The following is a 25,772-nucleotide window of genomic DNA, read 5'->3' on the forward strand; positions in this document are numbered from 1 at the left end:
TTCGCCGGTGATCGCGGATTCGTCGACCGATGCGACGCCGTCGATCACCTCGCCGTCGGCGGGAATGGTGTCGCCGGTCTCGACCAGCACCACTTCGCCGCGGCGCAGGTCCGATGCGGACGTGATGCGGATCGGCGACTTCGGATGCGGCTCGTTGAGCTTCTTCGCCATCACGTCGCGCTTGGCCTGCCGCAGCGACGCGGCCTGCGCCTTCGAGCGCCCTTCCGCGAGCGCTTCGGCGAAGTTGGCGAACAGCACCGTGAACCACAGCCACAGCGCAACCGCGAGAATGAATCCCGCGGGCGCCTCGGCCTGGCCCGCGAGCGCCGCGATCCACAACACCGTGGTGAGGAGGCTGCCGATATACACGCAGAACATCACCGGGTTGCGGAACTGGTTGCGCGGCGTGAGCTTCCTGAAGGAATCGATGATCGCCGGGCGCACGAGCGCCGGATCGAACATCGAACGAGCTGCGGTATGTTCAGACATGGTATTTCCGAATTCTTCTCGAATGTTTCATGGTTGTCCGCACACCGTTCAATGCGCGGCGACCATCATCAGGTGCTCGACCACCGGTCCGAGCGCGAGCGCCGGCACGTAGGTCAGGGCGCCCACGAGCAGCACGGTGCCGAGCAGCAGCACGACGAAAAGCGGTCCGTGCGTCGGCAGCGTGCCGCCCGTCACGGCAAGGCGCTTCTTCGCCGCGAGCGAACCCGCGATGGCGAGCACCGGCACGATCGTCGCGAAGCGGCCGAACCACATCGCGATGCCGAGCAGCGAGTTGTAGAACGGCGTGTTCACCGAGAGTCCCCCGAACGCGCTGCCGTTGTTGTTCGCGGCCGAGCTGAACGCGTAGAGGATTTCGGAGAAGCCGTGCGGACCCGGATTGGCGATGCCCGCGAGGCCCGCCTCGGCAAGCACGCCGATCGACGCCCCCACGAGCACGAGCAGCGGCGTCAGCAGCACCACGATCGACACCATCTTCATTTCGTACGACTCGATCTTCTTGCCCACGTATTCCGGCGTGCGGCCGATCATCAGGCCGGCCACGAACACCGCGAGCATCGCGAACACCAGCATCCCGTACAGGCCCGAGCCGACGCCGCCGAAGATCACCTCGCCCAGCTGGATGAGCAGCATCGGGATGAGGCCGCCGAGCGGGGTGAGCGAGTCGTGCGCGTTGTCGACGGCGCCGCACGAAGCCGCGGTGGTCGCGACCGTGAAGATCCCCGACTGCGCGATGCCGAAGCGCGTCTCCTTGCCTTCCATGTTGCCGCCCGGCTGCAGCGCGTTCGCGCTCTGGTCCAGATGCAGCGAGGCGAACACCGGCGTGCCGGGCTGCTCGGCGCTGATTTCGCCGATGGTCGCCGCCGTGAACGCGATCGTCATCACGGCGAGCACGGCGATGCCCTGCCGCCTGTCGCCGATCATCCTGCCGAACACGAGACAGAGCGCGGCCGGAATGATCAGGATCGAGAAGACCTGCACGAAGTTGGAGAACGGCGTCGGGTTCTCGAACGGATGCGCCGAGTTGCCGTTGAAAAAGCCGCCGCCGTTGGTGCCGAGCATCTTGATCGCTTCCTGCGACGCGACCGGGCCCATTGCGATCGTCTGCTTCGTGACGGGCGTGTCGACCATCACCGGATCGCCCTTCGCGTCCTTCACCGGATTGCCCGATGCATCGACCTTCGGCGCCGAGTACGTCGTCGCCTGCAGCGTCGGCACGTCCTGGTACGCTTCGAAGTTCTGGATCACGCCCTGGCTCATGAAGACGCCCGCGACCACGATCGACATCGGAATGAGCACGTACATCGTCACGCGCGTGATGTCGACCCAGAAGTTGCCGATCGTCTTTGCGCTGTGACGCGCGAAGCCGCGCACGAGCGCGATCACGACGACGATGCCCGTCGCCGCCGACAGGAAGTTCTGCACCGTCAGGCCGAGCATCTGCGTGAGATAGCTCATCGTCTGCTCGCCCGAATAGTTCTGCCAGTTCGTGTTCGAGACGAAGCTCACGGCGGTGTTGAACGCGGAGTCGGGCGTGAGCGCGCCGAACTGCTGCGGATTGCCGGGCAGCCATTGCTGGATGCGCAGCATCACGTACAGGAACGCGAGGCCGAAAACGTTGAATGCGACCACTGCGATCGCATAGCCTTTCCAGCTCATCTCCTTCGCGGGATCGACACCCGCGAGCCGGTACAGCACACGCTCGACAGGGCCGAAGATACGCACGACGCGCGACGAGCCGTCCATCACGCGCGTGATGAAACCGGCGACGGGCACCGCCGCGGCCAGCAGCACGACGAGAAACACCGCCGTCTGCAAGGTGGTGTTCGCATTCATGCGATGTCCTCCGCGCGCAGCAACGCATAAACCAGATACCCGAAAAGCAGCACGGTCGCGGCACCCGATAACCACAGCATCCAGGTCATGAGCGATCCCCTTGCATCGTCTTCACACTCGCGGCGCTCCCCGCTGGCTGAGCCGCCATCCCTTGCGGAACCTGAACGCCGTGACTCGACACCTGCTTGATACGCGCAAGGCGGTCGCATCCGGCGATCAGCGCAAAGGTCAGCACGGCAAAGATCGCCAGTCCGCCGACATACAGCACGTCCATTTTTTTTCATCCTCATTGATTGCACTTCGGATAGGTGCAACGATAGGCGGCTTGGCGTAAAGGGCAGGTCAAAGGTGGACGGCCGGGTATAAAAATCGCGTAAACACGGCGACAGGCGACGACGGGCGGCAGCCTCCCGAAGCCGCGGCCTGTAAACGCAAAGAGGCGGCGCGATGCGCCGCCTCTTTGCGTTCAGCGGGGTCAGACTATTACGGCAGCAGGATGGTCGAGCCCGTCGTGCGGCGCCCTTCCAGATCGGCGTGTGCGAGCGCGGCATCGGCAAGCGCATAGCGCTGCCGCACGTTCGTCTTCACCTTGCCCGATGCGATCACCTCGAACAGCTCGGCGGCCATCGCGTCCAGATCGGAGCGTTTCGCGATATAGCTGAAAAGCGTCGGCCGGGTGAAATAGAGCGACCCGCGTCCGGCAAGCTCGGACGAATCGAGCGGCGGCAGCGGCCCCGACGAGTTGCCGAAGCTCACGAAAAGCCCGAGCGGCGAAAGGCAATCGAGCGACGCGGTATATGTGTCCTTGCCGATCGAATCGTAGACGACCGGCACGCCCGCGCCGTTCGTGATCTCGCGCACGCGCTTGGTGAAGTTCTCGCGCGTATAGATGATCGGATAGTCGCAGCCGTGCGCCTTCGCGAGCTCCGCCTTCTCGTCCGAGCCTACCGTGCCGATCACCGTCGCGCCGAGCGCCTTCGCCCACTGGCACGCGAGCATGCCGACCCCGCCCGCCGCGGCGTGGATGAGCACCGTGTCGCCCGCCTTCACGCGATAGGTCCGGCGCAGCAGGTATTGCGCGGTCAGCCCCTGCAGCATGATCGACGCCGCGTCCTCATAGCCGATCGGACCGGGAAGCGCGACGACGTAATCCGCCGACATCACGCGCTCCTGCGCGTACGCGCCCGGCGGCCGTGACGCGTACGCCACGCGGTCGCCCGGCTTGAACTGCGTGACGCCCTCGCCGACCGCCGTCACCTCGCCTGCCGCCTCCATGCCGAGGCCGCCGGGCAGCGGCATCGGATAGAGGCCGTTGCGAAAGTACACGTCGATGAAGTTCAGCCCCACCGCATGGTGCTTCACGCGAATCTCGCCGCGGCCCGGCTCGCCGGGCTCCACGTCGACCCATTTCATCACTTCCGGGCCGCCTGTCTTGTCGAATCGAATCGCCTTGGTCATGCTCGTCTGCTCCTTCGTTTGTTCCGCTCGTTTGTTCCGCTAGTCTGTTCTGCCCGCTTCCTGCGCGCGGTCGCGGGCGCGCTGGTCCGGCGCGGCGTTCACGCCGCCGCCGCGCGCGCGAGGCGCAGCCGAAGCTCGTCGAGAATCATCCGCGCCGTCGCGATATTGGTCGCGCACGGGACGTTGTGCACGTCGCAGGCCCGCACGAGCGCGTTGATGTCCGGCTCGTGCGGCTGCGGCGTCATCGGGTCGCGCAGGAAGATCACGACGTCCACGCGCCCCTCCGCCAGCTCCGCGCCGATCTGCAGGTCGCCGCCGTGCGGGCCCGAGAGCTTCCTCTCGACATCGAGCCCGTGTGCCGACGCGATGCGCGAGCCCGTCGTGCCCGTCGCGAGCAACTCGCACTGCGCGAGCGTATCGACGTACTCGCCCGCGAGCGCGACGATGTCGTCCTTTTTCATGTCATGCGCGATCAGTGCGACGCGTGTGCTCATGAGATGTGGCTCCTGTCGTTGTCGTTATGCGTGTTCAAGTGTGGGGCTCAGAAGGTTCCCGGATAAGCGCCGCCGTCGATGAGCCAGTTCTGCCCGGTGATGTAGCCCGCATGCACGCTGCACAGGAACGCGCAGGCGCGGCCGAACTCGTCCGGCGTGCCGAAGCGCCCCGCGGGCAGGCTCTTCGCGCGCTGCGCACGCGCTTCCGCAAGCGGGATGTTCTGCGCCTTCGCCTGCGCCTCGATCGTCACCGCGATGCGGTCCGTGTCGAAGGTGCCCGGCAGCAGGTTGTTGATCGTGACGCCCGTTGCCGCGACCCTGCGCGCCACGCCCGCGACGAATCCCGTCAAGCCCGAGCGCGCGCCGTTCGAAAGACCGAGCACGTCGATCGGCGCCTTCACCGACGAACTCGTGATGTTCACGATGCGCCCGAAGCCGCGCCCGATCATGCCGTCGATGGTGTGGCGGATCAGTTCGATCGGCGTGAGCATGTTGGCGTCGAGCGCCTTCACCCAGTCGTCGCGGGTGAATTCGCGGAAGTCGCCCGGCGGCGGGCCGCCCGCGTTGTTCACGAGAATGTCCGGCGCAGGGCAGGCGGCGAGCGCTGCGGCATGGCCCTCGGCCGTGGCGATGTCACAGGCCACGGCCTTCACGTCGACGCCGTACTTCGCGCGGATGTCGGCGGCGGCCGCCTCGAGCGTCTCCTGCGTGCGCGCGACGATCACGAGATTGACGCCCTCGGCGGCGAGCGCTTCGGCGCAGCCGCGCCCGAGTCCCTTGCTGGCGGCGCAGACGAGAGCCGTGCGCCCCGCGATTCCCATATCCATCGTTGCTCCTTACAGTTGCGTGCAGGGGTTGTGTACCGGATTGCATGTCGATACGTGCGGTCACCGACACCTTCCGCGCAATTCTAGAAGAATCGGGGCGCGGACGTTGGAGGCGCCGAACCGGGCAGCGATCGAATCCCGGTCATTGCAGAAGACATTTCGGTAAACTGGCGGCGTTGCACAGCCCGGCGCGCGAGGCCGCCCGTGTTCCCGCGTCACGCAAGCAGAACAGCGACGCGACGCGAGCGCCGCCCCGCCGGCCGGCGGCCGAATCACCCTCAAAGCCTGGCGCCCCGGGCGACTCCCATGAAACAGGACAGCCGTTTTCCGAATCTCTTCATCCTCAACCACCCGCTGATCCAGCACAAGCTGACCCATATGCGGGACAAGGACACCTCCACGCGCACTTTCCGCGAACTCCTGCGCGAGATCACGCTGCTCATGGGTTATGAAATCACCCGCAACCTGCCGCTCACGACCAAGCGCGTCGAGACGCCGCTCGTCGAAATCGACGCGCCGGTGATCGCCGGCAAGAAACTCGCCATCGTGCCGGTGCTGCGGGCGGGCATCGGGATGTCGGACGGGCTGCTCGACCTCGTTCCGTCGGCGCGGGTGGGCCATATCGGCGTGTATCGCGCAGAGGACCACCGGCCGGTGGAATATCTCGTGCGCCTGCCGCCGGACCTGGAGGAGCGCGTCTTCATCCTGTGCGATCCGATGGTCGCGACGGGCTATTCGGCGGTGCACGCCGTCGACGTGATGAAGCGGCGCAACGTGCATGGCGAGAACATCATCTTCGTCGCGCTCGTCGCGGCACCCGAAGGCGTGAAGGTGTTCGCCGACGCCCATCCGGACGTGAAGCTGTACGTGGCGTCGCTCGATTCGCATCTGAACGAGCATGCTTATATCGTGCCGGGCCTGGGCGACGCGGGCGATCGCCTGTTCGGCACGAAGAACTGACGCAGGCAGGGGCGCCCGTGCGGGCCCGGGCTTTGCCCCGCTCGCTGTAAGCAGATCGCAAAGCGGCGGCGAGGCGAGGCGCGCGTTGTCTGCGGCGGTCGGGGAACGGGCATACAACGAAAAAACAACGACCAGCGCCCGCCGTTGCGAACCCGCCGCGAACCGGCGTGGCCGCACACGACGGCCTGCGCGCTCGCCCGGCGCACCACCGCGCCACCTTTTGACGCGTGCCGCCATGATAAAATTTGAGTCTGCTCATTCGAGCGGCACATCCACTTGCGAAATCCTCGCGTATTTCGACGCTGCCGAGGCTACCGAGGTTTCGGACGCCTGCCGCGGGGCCATCGGGCCGCCGGCGCTCCGGCGCCGCTTTCGCGGCCCGGCGGACGCCACCCGGCTCGCGCGCGCCGGCATTCGCGCAGCACGCAAGTTCGCCGCCCGCGGGGCGGACACACTGACACATAGGCGCGCGACCCTTGTCGCGGGCGACGGAGAAAGGTAATGGCGGGTCATTCGAAATGGGCCAACATCAAGCATAAGAAAGCAGCGGCCGATGCGAAGCGCGGCAAGGTCTGGACGCGCCTCATCAAGGAAATCCAGGTCGCGGCCCGCATGGGCGGAGGCGACGCCGACACGAATCCGCGCCTGCGGCTCGCCGTCGACAAGGCGTACGACGCCAACATGCCGAAGGACAACATCAGCCGCGCGATCCAGCGCGGCACGGGTGGCGTGGACGGCGCGAACTACGAGGAAATCCGCTACGAGGGCTACGGCATCGGCGGCGCTGCGATCATCGTCGACACGATGACGGACAACCGCACTCGCACCGTCGCGGAAGTGCGCCACGCGTTCTCGAAGTTCGGCGGCAACATGGGCACGGACGGCTCGGTGTCGTTCATGTTCGATCACGTCGGGCAGTTCCTGTTCGCGCCCGGTACGCCGGAAGACAAGCTGATGGAAGCCGCACTCGAGGCGGGCGCGGAAGACGTCGTGACGAACGACGACGGCAGCGTCGAGGTGATCTGCGCGGCGAACGACTTCCAGAAGGTGAAGGACGCGCTGGAAGCCGCAGGCTTCAAGGCGGAGCTCGCCGAGGTGACGATGAAGCCGCAGACGGAAGTGGAATTCAGCGGCGACGACGCAGTGAAGATGCAGAAACTGCTCGACGCGCTGGAAAATCTCGACGACGTGCAGGAAGTCTATACGAACGCGGCGATCAACGACGCGTGAGGCTCATCAGGCGCGGCACGGCGCGTTGGAGGCCGGACATCACGTCGGCCCGGCGCGCGAATGGTACGGGATTCGCTTGCAGCATTGACCATTGACCGCCCCCGGGCTGCGTCGTATGAATGACTTCCGGAAGGTGCGTGACGCCGCAGACGCACCGCGCGGCGCACCTTCCAATTTGTCTGTACCACGTGTCTGTACAGCGGTCTCGGCACCGCCCGCAGCGCACCAGCGCCGCAAGAACTTCGCGGCAGGCATGCACCCGCTGCCCGCTGCCACTGTTTCTTTAAAGTATTCGGGGATTCAAATGAAGTTACTCGTCGTCGGTTCCGGCGGTCGCGAACATGCTCTCGCGTGGAAGCTCGCGCAGTCGCCGCGCGTCCAGATCGTCTACGTGGCGCCCGGCAACGGCGGCACCGCGCAGGACGAACGTCTGCAGAACATCGACATCACGGACCCCGCCGCACTCGCCGACTTCGTCGAGCGGGAGCACGTCGCGCTGACCGTCGTGGGGCCGGAAGCGCCGCTTGCCGCCGGTATCGTCAACCTGTTCCGCTCGCGCGGGCTCAGGATCTTTGGTCCGACGAAAGAGGCGGCGCAGCTGGAAAGCTCGAAGGACTTCGCGAAGGCGTTCATGAAACGCCACCAGATCCCGACCGCCGAGTACGAAACCTTCACCGACGCCGCCGCCGCCCACGCCTACCTCGACGCGAAAGGCGCGCCGATCGTCGTGAAGGCCGACGGGCTCGCGGCCGGCAAAGGCGTGGTCGTCGCGACGACGCTCGAGGAAGCGCACGCGGCGGTCGATTCGATGCTCGCCGACAACAAACTCGGCGACGCCGGCGCGCGTGTCGTGATCGAGGAATTCCTGGAAGGCGAGGAAGCCAGCTTTATCGTGATGGTGGACGGCAAGCACGTGCTCGCGCTCGCCTCGAGCCAGGACCACAAGCGCCTCTGCGACGGCGACCGCGGCCCGAACACGGGCGGCATGGGCGCCTACTCGCCCGCGCCGATCGTCACGCCCCAGCTGCACGCCCGCGTGATGCGCGAAATCATCCTGCCGACGGTGCGCGGCATGGAAAGCGAAGGCATCCGGTATACGGGTTTTCTCTATGCCGGCCTGATGATCGACGCGAACGGCAACCCGAAGACGCTCGAATTCAACTGCCGCATGGGCGACCCGGAGACGCAGCCGATCATGGCGCGCCTGAAGGGCGATTTCTCGAAAGTGGTCGAACTCGCGATCGCCGGGACGCTCGACGGCGCCGAGCTCGAATGGGACCGCCGCACGGCGCTCGGCGTCGTGCTGGCCGCGCACAACTATCCGGACACGCCGCGAAAAGGCGACCGGATCAACGGCATTCCGCCGGAAACCGACACCGCCGTGACCTTCCACGCCGCCACGACGCTCGCGGACGGCAAGCTGACCACCTCGGGCGGCCGGGTGCTGTGTGTCGTGGGATTGTCGGATTCCGTGCGCGGTGCGCAATCCGTGGTCTACGATACAGTCAATCAGATCTCCTTCGACGGCATGCAGTACCGTCGCGACATCGGCCATCGGGCGGTCAACCGCAAGCCGGCCGATCGCCACGGCTAGACCGGATACGACGGATCAGGCACGAACCGCGCTGCCGGACCTTCGCGTCCGGCAGCGCGTTTTTAAAAGGGACGCATGAATGCGCTCCCATCTTCATGGCCCAGCGCAGCAACCGATGACCGAATCGAGCCACGACGCGAATTACGACATAAACGCTGTCCGGACCTACCTGACGGGCCTGCAGGCGCAGATCGCCGAGACGCTCGGCGCCTTCGACGGCACCGCCTTCGCCACCGACGTCTGGCAGCGCGGACCGGGCGAGCGCCTGCGCGGCGGCGGCTGCACGCGGATTCTGGAAGGCGGCGGGTTTTTCGAGCGCGGCGGGATCGGTTTTTCCGACGTCGCCGGCGACGCGCTCCCGCCGTCCGCGAGCGCGAGCCGCCCGCAACTGGCGGGGCGCGGCTTCGAGGCGCTCGGCGTCTCGCTCGTGATGCATCCGGTGAATCCGCACTGCCCGACCGTGCACATGAACGTGCGTCTTCTGATCGCCACGAAGGAAGGCGAGGCGCCGCTCTTCTGGTTCGGCGGCGGCATGGATCTCACGCCCTATTACGGCTATGAGGACGACGCCCGGCATTTCCACCGCGTCTGCCGCGATGCGCTGGATCCGTTCGGCGCCGAGCTCTATCCGCGCTTCAAGATGTGGTGCGACGAGTATTTCCATCTGAAGCACCGCAACGAGCAGCGCGGCATCGGCGGAATCTTCTTCGACGATTTCTCCGAACCCGGCTTCGAGCGTTCGTTCGCGATGATGAAAAGCGTCGGCGACGGCTTTTTGAAGGCGTATCTGCCGATCATCGAGCGCCGCCGCGACACGCCGTACACGCAGGCCGAGCGCGATTTCCAGGGGTACCGGCGCGGCCGCTACGTGGAATTCAACCTCGTGTTCGACCGCGGCACGCACTTCGGGCTGCAAAGCGGCGGACGCACGGAATCGATCCTGATGTCGATGCCGCCCGTCGCCAACTGGCGCTATAACTGGAATCCCGCTCCCGGCACGCCGGAAGCGCGGCTCTACACCGATTTCCTGGTGCCGCGTGACTGGGTCTGAAGCGCATGCCAATCATCGGAAAAAGGATCGCTCCCTGAATTCGAACCTGCTTTGCGCGCGACGCGTCGGCCTGCTCGGCGGCACGTTCGATCCGATTCACGACGGACACCTCGCGCTCGCGCGGCGCTTCGCCGAGCTGCTGCAACTGACCGAGCTCGTGCTGCTGCCCGCCGGCCAGCCGTGGCAGAAGAGCGATGTGTCGGCGGCGCATCACCGGCTCGCGATGACCCGCGCCGCGGCTGCGTCGCTCGAACTCGAAGGCGTCACGGTAAGCGTCGCCACCGAGGAAATCGAGCACGACGGCCCGACCTACACGGTCGATACCCTCGCGCGCTGGCGCGAGCGCGAAGGCGCGGATGCGTCGCTCGCGCTCCTGATCGGCGCCGACCAGCTCGTGCGGCTCGACTCGTGGCGCGACTGGAAGCGCCTCTTCGACTACGCCCATCTCTGCGTGGAAACGCGGCCGGGCTTCGACGTCCTGACGGTGCCGGCCGCCGTCGCCGCGGAAATCGCCGCGCGCACCGCGCCGCCCTCCGTGCTGCAAACGACCCCCAACGGCAGCCTCCTCATCGACGAATTGCTTTTCGTCGACGTGTCGGCCACCGGCATCCGCGAGCAGATCCGCGCGACGCTGCTGGCCCAGGCGGCCGGCCGGACCGGCGCGAGGAGCCAGGTCCCGCCCGCCGTATGGGACTATATTGTTCAACATCACCTGTACCAACGGTAACTATGGAAATTCAAAAACTTCAGCGCGCGATCATCGATGGTCTCGAAGACGTCAAGGCGCAGGACATCAAGGTGTTCAACACGACCCACCTGACTGCCCTCTTCGACCGCGTGATCGTCGCGAGCGGCACCTCCAACCGCCAGACCAAGGCGCTTGCGAACAGCGTGCGCGAGAAGGTCAAGGAACAGGGCGGCGACATCGTGAGCACCGAGGGCGAGGAAATCGGCGAATGGGTGCTCGTGGATTGCGGCGACGCTGTCGTGCATATCCTCCAGCCCGCGCTGCGCCAGTACTACAACCTCGAAGAGGTCTGGGGCGACAAGCCCGTGCGCGTCAAGCTCCAGAACCAGAGCCCGTTCGGCGGCGCCCGCGCGAGCGAGCCGGCCCACGACGAGGACGAGGACCACGCGCGCGCCGCGAAGCCCGCGCGCAAGACGACGCGCCGCTGAGCGGTCCGCTTTGTCGCGTTTTGCCACGTATCGCCACGGTTCGCCGCTCGCGTCATGAAACTGCACATCCTTGCGGTCGGCCACAAGATGCCGGACTGGATCTCGACCGGCTTCGACCAGTACGCGAAACGCATGCCGCCGGAGCTGCGCATCGAGTTGCGCGAGATCAAGCCCGAGCAGCGCTCTTCCGGGCGCAACGCCGAGAGCGTGATGGCCGCGGAGCAGCAGCGGATCGAGGCGGCGCTGCCGAAGCACGCGCGCATGATCGCGCTCGATGAACGCGGCCGCGACTGGACCACGATGCAGCTTGCCGGCGCCCTGCCCGGCTGGCAGCAGGACGGGCGCGACGTCGCCTTCGTAATCGGCGGCGCCGATGGCCTCGCGCCCCAGTTGAAGGCGCGCGCCGAAGTGCTGCTGCGCGTGTCGAGCCTCACACTGCCGCACGGCATGGTCCGCGTGCTGCTTGCCGAACAGCTTTACCGCGCGTGGAGCATCACGCAGAATCATCCCTATCATCGCGCGTGAGGCCGGCCGTATCGAAAGCGGACACTCGACGCGCGCACTTCGAGACCGCTTCCGATGCCGACACGCACTTCGTCCACTTCTCCCCTTCACCCCTTCGTCTATCTTGCATCGCAGAGCCCGCGGCGGCGCGAGCTGCTGCAACAGCTCGGCGTGCGTTTCGAGCTGCTGCTGCCGCGTCCCGACGAAGACGCCGAAGCGCTCGAAGCCGAACTTCCCGGCGAAGCGCCGGACGCCTACGTGGTGCGCGTCTGCGCGCTGAAAGCGAAGGCCGCGCACGAACGGCGCGTGGCGGGCCACCATCCGGCCGCGCCGATCCTCGTCGCCGACACCACGGTCACCGTCGATGACGCCATCATGGGCAAACCCGCCGACGAAGCCGAAGCGGTCGCGATGCTCGAACGCCTTTGCGCGCGCGAGCATGAAGTGCTGACGGCGCTTGCCGTCGTCGATGCCGAAGGCGTCCTGCTGCCCACGGCGCTGTCCCGCTCGCGCGTGCGCTTCGCGGCCGTCGACCGTGCTGCATTGCAGCGTTACGCCGCCACCGGAGAGCCGCTCGGCAAGGCCGGCGCGTACGGCATTCAGGGACGCGCGGCTGCGTTCATCGAGCGGATCGAGGGGTCCTATTCGGGTATCATGGGTCTGCCCCTTTTCGAAACCGCAGCACTCTTGCGCGTGGCGCACGTCGACTTCTAAAACAGGCCATGAACGAAGAAATCCTGATCAACGTCACACCGCAGGAAACCCGCGTCGCGCTCGTTCAGCAAGTCGCCGTGCAGGAGCTTCACGTCGAGCGCACGCTCTCGCGCGGGCGGGTCGGCAACGTCTATCTGGGCAAGGTCGTGCGCGTGCTGCCAGGCATGCAGTCCGCGTTCATCGATATCGGGCTCGAGCGCGCCGCGTTCCTTCATGTCGCGGATATCTGGCATCCGCGCATCGCGGGCGAATCGCATTCGTCGGCGCCGCATACGCCGATCGAGAAGATCGTGTTCGAAGGGCAGGCGCTGATGGTGCAGGTGGTCAAGGACCCGATCGGCACCAAGGGCGCGCGGCTTTCCACGCAGGTGAGTATCGCCGGCCGCACGCTCGTGTATCTGCCGCAGGAACCACATATCGGGATTTCACAGAAGATCGAGAGCGAAGCCGAGCGCGAAGCGGTGCGCGCGCGACTGACCGCCGTGCTGCCCGCCGACGAGAAAGGCGGCTACATCGTGCGCACGATCGCCGAGGATGCCACGAGCGAGGAGCTCGCCGCCGATGTCGCGTATCTGCGCAAGACCTGGGCGACGATCGTGGCGCAAGCGCAGCGCGTGCCGCCCACCACGCTGCTCTATCAGGACCTGAATCTCGCGCAGCGCGTGCTGCGCGATTTCGTCAACGACGAAACCACGCGCATTCAGGTCGATTCGCGCGAGACGTACCAGATGCTCGCCGATTTCGCCGCCGAGTTCACGCCCGCGGTGGCCTCGCGGCTGCATCACTACACCGGCGAGCGGCCGCTTTTCGATCTGTACAACATCGAGGCGGAGATCCAGCGAGCGCTGTCGCGGCGCGTCGATCTGAAGTCGGGCGGCTACCTGATGATCGACCAGACCGAGGCAATGACGACGATCGACGTCAATACGGGCGGCTACGTGGGCGCCCGCAATTTCGACGACACCATCTTCAAGACCAATCTCGAAGCCGCGCATACCATCGCGCGGCAATTGCGGCTGCGCAATCTCGGCGGGATCATCATCATCGATTTCATCGACATGGAGAACGTCGAGCATCGCGATCAGGTGCTCGGCGAACTGAAGAAGGCGCTTTCACGCGACCGCACGCGGGTTACAGTCAACAGCTTCTCGCAACTCGGGCTCGTGGAAATGACGAGAAAGCGCACGCGCGAGTCGCTCGCGCACGTGCTGTGCGAACCGTGTCCGACGTGCGAGGGCAAGGGCCAGGTGAAAACGCCGCGCACCGTATGCTACGACGTGCTGCGCGAGATCATGCGCGAGTCGCGCCAGTTCAATCCGCGCGAGTTTCGCGTGGTGGCGTCGCAGCAGGTGATCGATCTCTTTCTCGAGGAAGAGTCGCAGCATCTCGCGATGCTGATGGATTTCATCGGCAAGCCAGTGTCGCTGCAGGTGGAGTCGAATCTGAGCCAGGAGCAGTACGACATCGTGCTGATGTAGGGCGAATGCCGCGCGCAAAACGCGCGGCGACGTTCCCTCAGGCCGCCTGCTGCTGATACTGAATGCGGTGCAGATGCGCGTACAGTCCGTCCTTCTGCAGCAGTTCCGCATGGCTGCCCTGCTCGGCGATCTTGCCGCCTTCCAGCACGAGAATGCGGTCCGCGCGTTCGATGGTCGAGAGCCTGTGCGCGATCACGAGCGTCGTGCGCCCCTTCATCAGCGTCTCCAGTGCCGACTGAACATGGCGCTCCGATTCGGAATCGAGCGCCGAGGTCGCTTCGTCGAGAATCAGGATCGGTGCGTTCTTGTAGATTGCCCGCGCGATCGCGAGACGCTGCCGCTGGCCGCCGGAGAGCCGCATGCCGTTGCCGCCTATCAGCGTATCCGCGCCATCAGGCATCGCGGCGATCACATCCTTCAGATTCGCCGCTTCCAGGGCGGCCATCACGCGCTCGCGGTCGGGCGTCTGTCCATAGGCGACATTGGCCGCGATCGTGTCGTTGAACAGCACGACATCCTGGCTCACCATGGCAAGCTGGTTGCGCAGGTCGTGCAGGTTGAACTCGGTAAGCGGCACGCCGTCGACGAGCACCTGCCCGCCCGTCGGATCGAAGAAGCGCGGCAGCAGGTTCACGAGGGTCGTCTTGCCGCTGCCCGAAGGCCCCGCGAGCGCGACCATCTCGCCCGGCGCCACCTTGAACGACACGCGATCGAGCGTCGGCTGCCCGGTCGCGCTGTAGCTGAACGACACGTCGCGAAACTCGACGTTGCCTTGTGCCCGATCGAGCCTGCGCCCGCCGCCCTCGGGTTCGGCGGGTTCGTCGATCAGGCCGAAGATCAGCTCGGCGGCCGTCATGCCGCGCTGCATCGGCTGGTTGATGTCGATCAGGTGCTTGAGCGGCGAAATCACGAGCAGCATCGACGTGACGAACGCGACGAACCCGCCCACCGTGGTCTGGTCGCTCGCCGACTGCACGACCGCGATCGTGATCACGATGGCGAGCGCGATCGACGCGAGAAACTGCGTGAGCGGCTGCGCGAGACCGCCCGAGACCTGCATGCGCATCGAATAGCCGCGCAGGCGGTTGCTCATCTCGTTGAAGCGGCCCATTTCGTAGGGCTCGCCGTTGTGCACCTTCACGACCTTGTAGCCGCCCACCGTCTCCTCGACGATGTACGACAGCTCGTTCGTGAGCATCTGGTGCTCGCGGTTCAGGCGCCGCAGACGCCGGTTGATCTTGGAGACGAGCCAGCCGATTCCGGGCAGGATCACGGCGACGATCAGCGTGAGGCGCCAGTTGAGGATGAAGAGATAGCCGAGCAGGAACACGACCGTCAGCGAATCGCGCACGAGCGTGACGACCACGGTGGAAAGCACCGAAAGGATCTGGTTGACCTCGAAGACGATCGCGTTGATCACCGTGCTCGCGGTCTCGCGCTGGAAAAACCCTGCGCTCGTATGGATCATGCGGTCGAACATCTTGAGACGCAGCTGCAGCAGGATCCTGTTCGACACATACGAGAGCAGATAGCCCGACGCATACTGCGCGGCGCCGCGCACGACCGAGAGCCCGATCACCGCGAGCGGCACGACCCACACGGCCTTGTCGCTGCCCTTCGTGCCGAAGCCGTGGTCGAGCAGCGGCTTGAGCAGCATCGGAATGCCGGCCTCGCTCGCGGCGACGAAACCCATGGCGATCAGGCCAAGGATCACGATGCCCATCAGCGGGCGGATGTAGGGCCAGAGGCGCTTCATCACGGCCGAGGGCGACGTGGTCTGCCCTGCTCCGATCGTCTTGCTCAAACCCGCTTTCTGATTCAAAAACGCACCTCGCTTCGCAATACAACAGTCGGGGACGCCGCGATCGTTCTCGCAGGCGCAAATCGGTTCGCACGCGCTCGCATGCCGGCCGCGGAGCGCGTCAAGCGCGTCAGGCGGCGGGAGGGGCGCTTCTGCCGTCCCGCGGCGCGCGGGCGTCCTGTGCAATGACGGCGAGCAGCACCGCCCAGAACAGCGCGATCAGCGAGGTGCTCATCACGACCGTGAATACGTCGATACTCAGGCCGAAGATGATAACCGAGCCGGATACCGCGATACCGCAATAGGCCGCAGTCGATACATCCCGGTTCGGCGACTTGCGATACCGCAGGAAGTAGGCGAGCGGCCCCGCGTACAGCAAACCGAGACAGACGACGCCGGCGGCGCCGAGTTCGGCGATCGTCGAGAAGAATTCGCTGTGCGCCCGCTGATTGACGACGAGCGGCGAAATCTCGCCGGCGTTCGCCAGTTGCTGCAGCGACGACTTGAGCTTGCCCTTGCCCACACCCAGCAGCGGATGCTCCTCGAACAGCTCGATCGACGCCTTCCAGAGCTGCAGACGCGCGCCGATCGAACTGTCGGCGGCGGCGCCATGCGAGAGCCGCGCGAAATCCGAGCGCGTCGCCATCATGCGCTCGCGCCCGTTGGGCGTGGCGAGCAGCGCGCCCATCGCGACCACGGCGACCGCGGCCGCGGCGAGCCAGTGCCGCCGGTGCCGGATCCAGCCGAAATTCAGCGAGCACAGCACGAGAAAGAGCGGAATCGCGAGCCACCCGCCGCGCGTGCCCGACAGATACGACGCATACGCCCCCGCGACCAGCCCGAGCACCTTGACGGCGATCGCGAGCCCCCTGTAGGCGGTGTCCCAGCGGATCGACATCACCGCCAGAAAGCCGAGCAAAAGCGCCGTGTTGCCGTAGGGAATCGGATTCGTATAGTCGTTGCCGATGCGCGCGGCCGCCGCCGCCGCGGTCGTGCTCACGTGAAGGCTCGTGTCGAGCGCCCAGAGCCCCGCGCCGATCGCGCCGATCGCGCAGCCCCAGCCGAGCGACTTCAGATACCGGATCGGCACGTGTGCGAGCAGGAGAAAGATCGGCAGGCTGAGCGCGAAACGCGACATGCCGTCGAATTCGCGGGGCAGGTAGTAGCCGTCGATGGCCTGCTGCGCCGGCAGCAGCACCACGAAACTCAGCATGCCGATCGCGTACAGCGGAAACGCCCGGACGAGCAGGCGCGGGTCCAGGCGGTATCGCTTCGTGAATGCAAGGATCAGTGCAAGAGCCAGTAATACGAAGAAACAGTAGCCGGTCCCTCCGCGCACGACCAGGGTGGTCGCCGGTGCCAGAAAAACCAGGCTGGCAATGAGAAAACGCAAGTTTTTATCCAAAATCGTCAACGTAAAGGGGAGAGCCCGGCCGGGTCCGTTCGCTTGTCCCAAAAACCCGCGCTATTATAGCCGCTGCCGCCCGGCGCACTCCGACCTCCGGCCCCGCGAGACGAGGGTTTCGAGCATGCGCCCGCCCGACCGACACCTCCCGGACAGGAAATGCCAGCACCGCATCACCGAGAGCAGGACCCTCCCCTCGCGAGCCTGATGCTTATCACGTTCAACCAGCAGCACAGCGTCGCCGCGGCCATCCGGGGCGCGCTGTCGCAGACCTGGTCGCCGCTCGAAATCATCATCTCCGACGACGCTTCGTCAGACGATACGTTCGCAGTCGCCGAGCAGTGCGTGCGCGACTACAACGGCCCGCACACCGTGCGGCTTTACCGCAACGAGACGAACCTCGGGATCAGCGCGCACCTGAGCGCGCTCGCCGCCCAGGCGTCGGGCGAACTGCTTTTTGTCGCCGCCGGCGACGACGTCTCGCTGCCCGAGCGCTGCGAGCACGTGATGAAGACGTGGATCGAAAGCGGCAAGCGCTACGACCTGATCGCGACCGACCTGCTCGATCTCGACGCCGAAGACAACGTGCACGGCGTGCTGCCGGTCACCGACCTCGCCGTGTATCACGGCTTCGACGACTGGTCGGCCAACCGGCCGCACGTGGTCGGCGCGGCGCACGCGTGGGCGGCAAGGCTTTTCACCCGGTTCGGCCCGATGGAACCGGGCATCTACGGCGAAGACCAGATCATGGTGTTTCGCGCGATCATGAGCGGCGGCGCCTTCACGCTGCGCGAGCCGCTCGTGCAGTACCGGCGCGGCGGGCTGTCGAGAAAGCGCCGCTGGCGCACGCCCGCCGACTACATCGCGCGCATCAAGCTCGCCAATATCAACGGCACGGGCGAAACCCGCCAGTTGCAGCGCGACGCCGACAAAGTCGGCGTGGGCGAGCCGATGCGCGCCCTGCTGGCAAAGAAGAAGGCGCGCGAGGAATACGTCGCCGCCGTGTTCGGCGAGCGCCCGCTCGTGCAAAAACTCGCGCTGCTGCTGGGCTCGGGCAACGTCAGCGCGGGTTTTCGCATTCGCATGTTCGTCTACGCGACGTGCCCGTGGCTCACGCGCCCGTTCTTCTTCGTCAAATGGCATCTTCGCGCCTGACGCGGCGCCCTCGCGCGTGCCCGCCCGTGTGCGCCGCCCTTGCCCGGGGGCGCGCGATCACGCCCTGCGGGAACATCCGCCTCGCTACATGAACCACCCTACACTCGGCATCGCCATCATCACCTACAACGCGGCCGCGCGGCTCGCCCAGTGCCTCTCGGCAGTGTCCTTCGCCGACGAGATCGTCGTGGTCGACGGCGGCAGCACCGATGCGACCGCAGGCATCGCCGAGGCGCATCGCGCGCGCGTGATCGAAGCGCGCGACTGGCCGGGCTTCGGCCCGCAGAAGAACCGCGCGCTCGATGCGCTCTCGACCGACTGGATCCTCTCCATCGACGCCGACGAGATCGTCACGCCGGAGCTGGCCGCCGCGATCCGCTCGGCGATCACGGACCCGCGCGCCGACGTCTATTCGGTCGATCGCCTGTCGAGCTTTTGCGGCGTGTGGGTGAAGCACAGCGGCTGGTATCCGGACTGGATCCCGCGTCTTTTCCGGCGCGGCACGGCGCGCTTCTCCGATGACCTCGTCCACGAGCGGCTCGTGCTCGCCACGTCGAAACCGGTGGCGAAACTCGAAGGGCGACTGATGCACTATTCGTACGAGGACTTCGAGGCCGTGCTGCGCAAGCTCGACGCCTATTCGACGGCGGGCGCGCAGCAACGCCACGCGGCGGGCAAGCGCGGCAGCTTCAGCATCGCGCTGTTGCGCGGGCTGTGGGCGTTCCTGCGGACGTATTTCCTGCGGCGCGGCTTTCTGGACGGCCGCACCGGTTTCATGATCGCGGTGTTCAACGCGCAGACCGTCTATTACCGGTTCCTGAAACTCGCGCACCTGAACGAGTTCCGCTGAGCGGTCGGGCGGCGGTCGCGTGTGAGCGGCGCTACCGGCGCTGCGCGATGCCCTGTGCGAGCGCGATCAACTCGCCCACGTGCGCGGCGATGCTGGCGTCGTAAAGGATCGCATCGGTTGACACGGGCGCGCGCGCGGTGCCCGTCTGGAGCGCTTCGCCCACGACGCGGCGCAGGTCCGCCGCGTCGCCGGGCTCGAACACGTGCTTCGCGTGCGCCGCGATGGCGTCGCAGCAGCCGATGCTCGCCGGAAAGATCACCGGCGTCCCGCACATCACGGACTCCACGCCGACGAGCCCGAACGGCTCGTAGCTCGACGCGAGAATCGTGAAATCGGCGGCACGGTAGCAATCCTCGATGTTCTTCGCGTAGCCGATATAGCGCACGTGCGGCGAGGACCTGTCAGGCGCCCGGCCGGCCACCGCGACCACGACGGGCAGGTTGCTGCCCGCGAGCGCCTCTTCGATCAGCGGCAGCCCTTTTCTCACATGGCTGCTCGACGGAAAAAGCAGCACGGTTTCATCGTCGGCAAAACCGAACTGCTTGCGCAGCCGGGCGCGGACCGACGCGTCCACCGGCGTGAAACGCGCGCCGTCCACTGGGGGATAGAGCACGCGGATCTTGTCGTCGTCGATGCCGTAGAGCGTGCGCAGTTCGTCGCGCATCAGCTTCGAGTGCGCGACGATCACCCGCGCGGCGCCGTACTGCCGCTGTTCGAGCGCGATCTGGCGGCGATCCGAGCGCTTTTCGCGACGGCCGGTCGCGTTGAGAAAGCCGATATGCGTGCCGCCGCAGATCGCGATTTCCGAGCCCTCCACGCGGTTGCAGCCGATCAGCACATCGACGTTCGCCTTGCGGCGTGCCCGCTTGAGCGCCCACGAAAACCAGGCGTCGCGGAACTTGCCTGGCAGAAACGACACGGGGATGCGGTACGGCTCGACGAGCTTCGCTTCCGGCAGCGCCGGATCGATCTTGCGCGCGAAAAACGCCGGCTTGCGGCTGCCGCTGAAACCGGCGTCGGCGAGGCCGCGCACGAGATCCATCGCGTAACGCTCTAGGCCGCCGCTCAGCTTGAGCGCGTTCGCGGAGATGCCGATTCTCATCAATAGACGATTTCGATGGCGCTGCCCGCAAATTCGCCGCGCAACGCCATGATGAGGTCGTCGGTGGGCTTCACGCGCCACGCGTCGCCGAGACGCACTTCGCCTTCGGCGTGCTCGCTGCGGTACACGATGCTCACGTTCAGCCCGTTCGGGATGTGCACCGGCTGGCGCTGCGGGCGGCCGCCGTCCCGGTTGTCGCCGCGCGGCGCGCGCACGGGAGCTGGCGCGGGCGCGGGCGCCTGCTCCTGCGGACCCGCGCAATGCGCTTCGAGCACGCGCTTCAGACGCAGGGCGTCGGCATTGCCGTTCATCTCGACCTTGACGCCTTGCGCGTAGCGGCTGCGCGCGCGTTCGAGATCCATCGCCGATTCCACGGTGAAGCGGATGCCGCCCGTGAACGCGTCGTTGCGCGCCTGCCCCTGCACGACGAGCAGCTCGTCTTCCTTGAAGAGCGCCTTGTTCGCCTCGAACTGCTCGTTGAAGACGGTCACTTCGCACTGGCCGGTGCCGTCGTCGAGATTGACGATCAGCATCTTGCCGCGCTGGGTCATCTGCGTGCGCATCATCGTGATCACGCCCGCGACCAGCTTGTCGCGCCCTTCCTTCAGCTCGCCGATCTTCTGCCGCACGAAGCGGCGCACTTCGGCCTTGTAGGCGTCGAAGAGATGCCCCGAGAGGTAGAAGCCGAGTGCGGTCTTTTCTTCCTGCAAACGCTTCTTGTCCGACCAGACCGGCTCGTCGACGAGCGCGTGGCCCTGTTGCGGCGCGTCGCCCATGTCGAAAAGACCCGCCTGCATCGCGTTGGCGGCGGCCTGGTCGGCGGCTTCCATCGCGAGCGGCACCGACGCGATCAGTTGCGCGCGGTTCTCGTGCAGCGAATCGAACGCGCCCGCGCGAATCAGCGCCTCGACCGTGCGGCGGTTCACCACGCGCCGATCGACGCGGTTGCAGAAATCGAACAGGTCGGTGAACGGCGCCTCCTCGCGGGCGCGCAGGATTTCCTCGATCGCGTTCTGGCCGCTGCCCTTCACGGCGCCGAGGCCGTAGCGGATCGTCTTCGAGCGAAGGCCGTCGCCTTGCGCGACCGGCTCGAACCGGTACGCCGACTCGTTGATGTTCGGCGGCAGCACCGACATGCCGTTGGCAAGGCAGTCCTCGAAGAGGATCTTCACCTTGTCCGTGTCGTCCATGGCGAGCGACATGTTGGCCGCCATGAATTCCGCCGGATGGTGCGCCTTGAGCCACGCGGTGTAGTACGCGAGCAGCGCGTAGGCCGCGGCGTGCGACTTGTTGAAGCCGTAGCCCGCGAACTTCTCCATCAGGTCGAAGATTTCGTCGGCTTTCCCGGCGGACAGCCCGTTTTTCGCCGCCCCCTGCCGGAACAGCTCGCGATGCTCCGCCATCTCCTCGGCTTTCTTCTTGCCCATCGCGCGACGCAGCAGGTCGGCGCCGCCGAGCGAGTAGCCGCCGATGATCTGCGCCATCTGCATCACCTGCTCCTGATAGACCATGATCCCGTAGGTCTCTTTCAGGACGGATTCGACGCGCGGGTCCGGATATTCGACGATCTCGCGCCCGTGCTTGCGTGCGCAGAAGCTCGGGATCAGGTCCATCGGGCCCGGCCGGTACAGCGCGACGAGCGCGATGATGTCCTCGAAGCGGTCCGGCTGCGCGTCCTTCAGCATGCCCTGCATGCCGCGGCTTTCCAGCTGGAATACGGCGACGGTGTTCGCTTTCTTGAGAATCGAGAACGACGCCGGGTCGTCGAGCGGAACCTGCGCGAGGTTCCAGTTTTCCTTCGACGGATCGAGCCGGCGGATATAGCGCTCGGCCCAGTCGAGAATGGTGAGCGTGGTCAGGCCCAGAAAGTCGAACTTCACCAGCCCGACGGCTTCCACGTCGTCCTTGTCGTACTGGCTCACGACGCCGCCGTCTTCGCCCTGCGTATAGAGCGGGCAGAAATCGGTGAGCTTGCCGGGCGCAATCAGCACCCCGCCCGCGTGCATGCCGACGTTGCGCGTGAGGCCTTCGACGCGCTGCGCGAGTTCGAGGAGCTGATGCACTTCGTCTTCGGTGTCGAAGCGCTCCTGCAGCGCCGGCTCTTCCTTCATCGCGTCCGCGATGGTGACGTGCTTACCCGGCTTGAACGGGATCAGCTTCGCGATGCCGTCGGTGAACATATAGCCGAGGTCGAGCACGCGGCCGATGTCGCGCACCGCCGCCTTCGCCGCCATCGTGCCGAACGTGGCGATCTGCGAGACGGCGTTCGCGCCGTACTTCTGCTTCACGTACTGGATGACGCGGTCGCGCCCTTCCTGGCAAAAGTCGATGTCGAAGTCGGGCATCGACACGCGTTCCGGATTCAGGAAGCGCTCGAACAGCAGGTTGTAGCGCAGCGGATCCAGATCGGTGATGCCGAGCGCGTAGGCGACGAGCGACCCGGCGCCCGAGCCCCGCCCCGGGCCGACAGGCACGCCGTTGTTCTTCGCCCACATGATGAAGTCCGCGACGATCAGGAAGTAGCCGGGAAAGCCCATCTTGATGATCGTGCCGCACTCGAAATCGAGCCGCGCGTAGTACGTTTCGCGCTGCTTCTCGCGCTCCGCCTCGTCGGGATAGAGCTGCGCAAGCCGCACTTCGAGCCCTTCCTTCGACAGCTGCACGAGATAGTCGTCGAGCGACATGCCGTCGGGTGTCGGAAAGAGCGGCAGCTTCGGCTTGCCGAGTTCGAGCGTCAGATTGCAGCGTTTCGCGATCTCGACGGTGTTCGCGATCGCCGACGGAATGTCCGCGAAAAGCGCGCACATCTCGTCCTGCGTGCGGAAATACTGATCCGTCGTGAAGCGCTTCTGACGGCGCGGATTCGCGAGAATGTCGCCTTCCGAGATGCACACGCGCGCTTCGTGCGCGGTGAAATCGTCGGCGGTCATGTACTGCAGCGGATGCGTCGCCACCACCGGCAGCTTCAGCTTCGCCGCGAGCGCCACCGCCTGCTGCACGTACGTCTCGGCGCCCGGCTGCCCGGCGCGCTGCAACTCGATGTAGAACGCGTTTGGAAAGAGCTTCGCCCACCGTTGCGCGTGGCGCTCGGCAGCCTGGTCGTTGCCGGCGGCGAACGCCATGCCGACGTCGCCCTGCTGCGCGCCGGAAATCGCGAGCAGCCCCTGCGCGAGGCCGCTTTCGAGCCATTCGAACTCGACTTCGGCGCGCCCGCGATACTGGTTCGTCAGCCACGCGCGGCTCAGCAATTCGCAGAGGTTGAGATAGCCGGTCTTGTCCCTGACGAGCAGGACGAGCCGCGAGGGCTTGTCTCGATCGGCCGGATTCGTGATCCAGACATCGCACCCGGCAATGGGTTTGACCCCTTTGCTGCGCGCCTCCTTGTAGAAGCGCACGAGACCGAACGCGTTGCCGAGGTCGGTGAGCGCGAGCGCGCCCTGACCGTCCGCGGCAGCGGCCTTGACGACGTCGTCCAGACGCACGATGCCGTCGGCAATCGAGAATTCGGAGTGGACGCGGAGATGAACGAAGCGAGGATCTGACATGGGCGATATTGTACATGCGCCTCTTCGCGAAATTCTCGCGAACGCAGGCGTTGGCCGTTCGGACAAGGCCGCCTCGAGGCCCCTTCGGGGCGCCTTCTCGTCCTGAAAAAAAATCGGCGCGAAGCTGCGGCGAACTGACCGTCCGGCCGAGTCGGGGAAAAGCGCGGTTTGCGGGATAATACGGGTTTTGCACCACGCCGGACTTCGCGCAGCGCGCGGGTCCGGCCCGTTTTCAAAGCAACCCGATCATGAGCATCCTCAACCTCTCCGCCTACAAATTCGTGACCATCGACGACGGCGCCGCCTGGCGCCCGCTCGTCACCGACCGCTGCAACGCGCTCGGCCTGAAGGGCACGATCCTCCTGGCGCCGGAGGGCATCAACCTGTTTGTCGCGGGCAGGGTTGAAAATGTCCGCAAATTCATCGATTACGTTCGCCACGACGCGCTCTTCGAAGGCAAGTTCGCCGACCTGCAATTCAAGGAGAGCCTCTCCGGGAAGCAGCCGTTTCGCCGCATGCTGGTGAAGCTCAAGCGCGAAATCATCACGATGAAAAAGCCCGCGATCCGGCCGGAACTCGGCCGCGCGCCGTTCGTCGACGCCCCCACGCTCAAGGCGTGGCTCGATCGCGGCCATGACGACGAAGGCCGCCCCGTCGTCATGCTGGACACGCGCAACGCGTTCGAAGTCGATGTCGGCACGTTCGAGAACGCGCTCGATTACCGCATCACGAAATTCAGCGAGTTTCCCGAAGTGATCGAGCGGCATCGCGGCGACCTGGAAGGCAAGACGGTCGTGTCGTTCTGCACCGGCGGCATCCGCTGCGAAAAGGCGGCGATTCACATGAAGGATGTGGGCATCGACCACGTGTACCAGCTCGAAGGCGGCATCCTGAAATACTTCGAGGAAGTCGGCGGCGCGCATTACAGCGGCGAATGCTTCGTGTTCGACTACCGCACGGCGCTCAACCCGAATCTGGAACCGACCGCGACGTCGCAGTGCTTCGGCTGCCGGGCGGTGGTGTCGGTGGAGGACCAGAAGTCGGAGTTGTACGTGCCGGGCAAGACGTGTCCGGCGTGCCATCCGGAAGCCGCGCAAGCGCAGCCGACCTCCCAGGCAGCCTGACCGGCGGCACGGCGCACCGATGAGCTATCGCGGACGCTTCGCGCCCTCGCCCACCGGCCCGCTGCACATGGGCTCGCTCGTGAGCGCGCTCGCGAGCTGGCTCGATGCGCGCGCGCATGGCGGAACGTGGATCGTGCGGATCGAGGACGTCGACGGCCCGCGCACCGTGCCGGGCGCCGCCGAGGACATCCTCGCGACGCTCGCGCGCTTCGGCATGCACGCGGACGAGCCGCCCGTGTGGCAGAGCGGCCGCGAGAGCGCGTACGCCGAGGCGTTCGAGCGGCTCGTGGCCGCCGGTTTCGTCTATCCGTGCGCCTGCACGCGCCGCGAAATCGCCGATTCGCTCGTGAGCGCGCATGCGCGGCACGCGACGCTCGCCTACCCCGGCACGTGCCGCAACGGCCTGCACGGCCGGGCGCCGCGGGCGTGGCGGCTGCGCGTACCGGACGGCGAGGCCGCGCGGGTGGATTTCACCGATCGCTGGCAGGGCGCCCAGTCGCAGGATCTCGCAACCGAAGTCGGCGATTTCGTGCTCAGGCGCTCGGATGGACAATGGGCGTATCAGCTGGCGGTCGTCGTCGACGATGCCGACGCCCGCATCACGCATGTCGTGCGTGGCGCCGACCTGCTCGATTCGACCGCGCGGCAGATCTACCTGCAGCGCTGCCTCGGCGTGTCGACACCGGCCTATCTGCACGTGCCCGTGGTGACGAACCAGGACGGCGAGAAGCTCAGCAAGCAGACCGGCGCGACCGCGCTGGATCTCGACCGTCCCGTCGCAACGCTCGCGGCGGCTGCGCGGCATCTGGGCATCGAAGCGGGGGAAATTCGGGGCGAAATGCGGGGCGAAATGCGCAGTGAACCGCGAGAAGAACCGCGCTCGCTCGATGCGTTCTACGCGGCAGCGACCGCCGAGTGGGCGAAGCGTTTCGTGCCCTGAACGGACCGCACGAACAAAAAA

Annotated in this window: 24 protein-coding genes; 13 read left to right on the forward strand and 11 right to left on the reverse strand. The window is 66.2% G+C overall.

Annotation, left to right across the window (positions count from 1 at the left end; genetic code table 11):
- From BG61_RS21610 to BG61_RS21640, 7 genes are all read right to left on the reverse strand, one after another.
- Nucleotides 1–489, reverse strand: a 489-nt coding sequence (locus BG61_RS21610) for a P-type ATPase actuator domain-containing protein (protein WP_479389495.1), incomplete at its 3' end; no start/stop codon positions are given.
- A gap of 48 nt (nucleotides 490–537) precedes the next feature.
- Nucleotides 538–2,343 carry a potassium-transporting ATPase subunit KdpA gene (kdpA, locus tag BG61_RS21615; protein WP_035939919.1) on the reverse strand — a complete coding sequence of 602 codons (1,806 nt, stop codon included), beginning with the start codon at nucleotides 2,341–2,343 and terminating at the stop codon, nucleotides 538–540.
- On the reverse strand, nucleotides 2,340–2,432 hold the full coding sequence (gene kdpF, locus BG61_RS21620) for a K(+)-transporting ATPase subunit F (protein WP_035939917.1): 93 nt from the start codon (nucleotides 2,430–2,432) through the stop codon (nucleotides 2,340–2,342). Before kdpF ends, kdpA begins: the two co-directional genes overlap by 4 nt.
- Nucleotides 2,429–2,617 (reverse strand): hypothetical protein, encoded by a 189-nt coding sequence (locus BG61_RS45010; RefSeq protein ID WP_035939915.1) that lies wholly within the window; start codon nucleotides 2,615–2,617, stop codon nucleotides 2,429–2,431. The genes kdpF and BG61_RS45010 overlap by 4 nt, the downstream gene beginning before the upstream one ends.
- Before the next feature lie 209 nt (nucleotides 2,618–2,826).
- Nucleotides 2,827–3,801 carry a quinone oxidoreductase family protein gene (locus BG61_RS21630; protein ID WP_035939913.1) on the reverse strand — a complete coding sequence of 325 codons (975 nt, stop codon included), beginning with the start codon at nucleotides 3,799–3,801 and terminating at the stop codon, nucleotides 2,827–2,829.
- A 98-nt stretch (nucleotides 3,802–3,899) separates the two neighbouring features.
- Complete coding sequence (locus BG61_RS21635; RefSeq protein ID WP_035939912.1) at nucleotides 3,900–4,295, reverse strand: methylglyoxal synthase; 396 nt, start codon at nucleotides 4,293–4,295, stop codon at nucleotides 3,900–3,902.
- Between the two features lie 47 nt (nucleotides 4,296–4,342).
- The gene (locus BG61_RS21640) at nucleotides 4,343–5,122 is read right to left on the reverse strand and encodes an SDR family oxidoreductase (protein WP_035939910.1); all 780 of its coding nucleotides are present in this window, start codon (nucleotides 5,120–5,122) and stop codon (nucleotides 4,343–4,345) included.
- Nucleotides 5,123–5,428: 306 nt separating this feature from the next.
- Between BG61_RS21640 and upp the strand changes: the two genes are divergently transcribed.
- From upp to rng, 9 genes are all read left to right on the forward strand, one after another.
- On the forward strand, nucleotides 5,429–6,082 hold the full coding sequence (upp, locus tag BG61_RS21645; RefSeq protein ID WP_035939909.1) for a uracil phosphoribosyltransferase: 654 nt from the start codon (nucleotides 5,429–5,431) through the stop codon (nucleotides 6,080–6,082).
- Nucleotides 6,083–6,583: 501 nt separating this feature from the next.
- Complete coding sequence (locus tag BG61_RS21655) at nucleotides 6,584–7,312, forward strand: YebC/PmpR family DNA-binding transcriptional regulator (protein ID WP_035939906.1); 729 nt, start codon at nucleotides 6,584–6,586, stop codon at nucleotides 7,310–7,312.
- A gap of 304 nt (nucleotides 7,313–7,616) precedes the next feature.
- Complete coding sequence (purD, locus tag BG61_RS21660; protein WP_035939904.1) at nucleotides 7,617–8,906, forward strand: phosphoribosylamine--glycine ligase; 1,290 nt, start codon at nucleotides 7,617–7,619, stop codon at nucleotides 8,904–8,906.
- Nucleotides 8,907–9,021: 115 nt separating this feature from the next.
- Nucleotides 9,022–9,957, forward strand: coding sequence for an oxygen-dependent coproporphyrinogen oxidase (hemF, locus tag BG61_RS21665; RefSeq protein WP_035939902.1), 936 nt, complete (start codon nucleotides 9,022–9,024; stop codon nucleotides 9,955–9,957).
- 34 nt (nucleotides 9,958–9,991) lie between these two features.
- Nucleotides 9,992–10,684 (forward strand): nicotinate-nucleotide adenylyltransferase, encoded by a 693-nt coding sequence (locus tag BG61_RS21670; protein WP_051672703.1) that lies wholly within the window; start codon nucleotides 9,992–9,994, stop codon nucleotides 10,682–10,684.
- Nucleotides 10,685–10,686: 2 nt separating this feature from the next.
- Nucleotides 10,687–11,133, forward strand: a complete 447-nt coding sequence (gene rsfS / locus BG61_RS21675) for a ribosome silencing factor (protein WP_035939901.1) — start codon at nucleotides 10,687–10,689, stop codon at nucleotides 11,131–11,133.
- 54 nt (nucleotides 11,134–11,187) lie between these two features.
- Nucleotides 11,188–11,658, forward strand: coding sequence for a 23S rRNA (pseudouridine(1915)-N(3))-methyltransferase RlmH (gene rlmH, locus BG61_RS21680; protein ID WP_035939899.1), 471 nt, complete (start codon nucleotides 11,188–11,190; stop codon nucleotides 11,656–11,658).
- A gap of 54 nt (nucleotides 11,659–11,712) precedes the next feature.
- The gene (locus BG61_RS21685) at nucleotides 11,713–12,351 is read left to right on the forward strand and encodes a Maf family protein (RefSeq protein ID WP_035939898.1); all 639 of its coding nucleotides are present in this window, start codon (nucleotides 11,713–11,715) and stop codon (nucleotides 12,349–12,351) included.
- 8 nt (nucleotides 12,352–12,359) lie between these two features.
- Nucleotides 12,360–13,829: a ribonuclease G gene (gene rng / locus BG61_RS21690; RefSeq protein WP_035939896.1), complete on the forward strand. Its 1,470-nt coding sequence runs from the start codon at nucleotides 12,360–12,362 to the stop codon at nucleotides 13,827–13,829.
- 37 nt (nucleotides 13,830–13,866) lie between these two features.
- Here rng and msbA read toward each other — a convergent pair whose 3' ends face one another.
- Nucleotides 13,867–15,585, reverse strand: coding sequence for a lipid A export permease/ATP-binding protein MsbA (gene msbA, locus BG61_RS21695; protein WP_174479735.1), 1,719 nt, complete (start codon nucleotides 15,583–15,585; stop codon nucleotides 13,867–13,869).
- 175 nt (nucleotides 15,586–15,760) lie between these two features.
- The gene (locus BG61_RS21700; protein WP_232256438.1) at nucleotides 15,761–17,023 is read right to left on the reverse strand and encodes an O-antigen ligase family protein; all 1,263 of its coding nucleotides are present in this window, start codon (nucleotides 17,021–17,023) and stop codon (nucleotides 15,761–15,763) included.
- 171 nt (nucleotides 17,024–17,194) lie between these two features.
- Between BG61_RS21700 and BG61_RS21705 the strand changes: the two genes are divergently transcribed.
- Nucleotides 17,195–18,190, forward strand: a complete 996-nt coding sequence (locus tag BG61_RS21705) for a glycosyltransferase family 2 protein (protein WP_035939893.1) — start codon at nucleotides 17,195–17,197, stop codon at nucleotides 18,188–18,190.
- An 88-nt stretch (nucleotides 18,191–18,278) separates the two neighbouring features.
- On the forward strand, nucleotides 18,279–19,040 hold the full coding sequence (locus BG61_RS21710; protein ID WP_035939892.1) for a glycosyltransferase family 2 protein: 762 nt from the start codon (nucleotides 18,279–18,281) through the stop codon (nucleotides 19,038–19,040).
- Nucleotides 19,041–19,071: 31 nt separating this feature from the next.
- Here the strand turns inward: BG61_RS21710 and BG61_RS21715 are convergent, their stop codons facing one another.
- Nucleotides 19,072–20,142, reverse strand: a complete 1,071-nt coding sequence (locus BG61_RS21715; RefSeq protein WP_035939890.1) for a glycosyltransferase family 4 protein — start codon at nucleotides 20,140–20,142, stop codon at nucleotides 19,072–19,074.
- A complete protein-coding gene (dnaE, locus tag BG61_RS21720; protein WP_174479736.1) occupies nucleotides 20,142–23,696 on the reverse strand; it encodes a DNA polymerase III subunit alpha in 3,555 nt (1,184 codons plus the stop codon). Before dnaE ends, BG61_RS21715 begins: the two co-directional genes overlap by 1 nt.
- A 239-nt stretch (nucleotides 23,697–23,935) precedes the next feature.
- Between dnaE and BG61_RS21725 the strand changes: the two genes are divergently transcribed.
- Together BG61_RS21725 and gluQRS are read left to right on the forward strand one after the other, a co-directional pair.
- On the forward strand, nucleotides 23,936–24,811 hold the full coding sequence (locus BG61_RS21725) for a sulfurtransferase (RefSeq protein ID WP_035939887.1): 876 nt from the start codon (nucleotides 23,936–23,938) through the stop codon (nucleotides 24,809–24,811).
- A gap of 19 nt (nucleotides 24,812–24,830) precedes the next feature.
- Nucleotides 24,831–25,751: a tRNA glutamyl-Q(34) synthetase GluQRS gene (gluQRS, locus tag BG61_RS21730; RefSeq protein WP_035939885.1), complete on the forward strand. Its 921-nt coding sequence runs from the start codon at nucleotides 24,831–24,833 to the stop codon at nucleotides 25,749–25,751.
- Nucleotides 25,752–25,772: the final 21 nt, after the last annotated feature.

The sequence above is a fragment of the Caballeronia glathei genome (assembly GCF_000698595.1).
GTDB classification, from domain to species: domain Bacteria; phylum Pseudomonadota; class Gammaproteobacteria; order Burkholderiales; family Burkholderiaceae; genus Caballeronia; species Caballeronia glathei.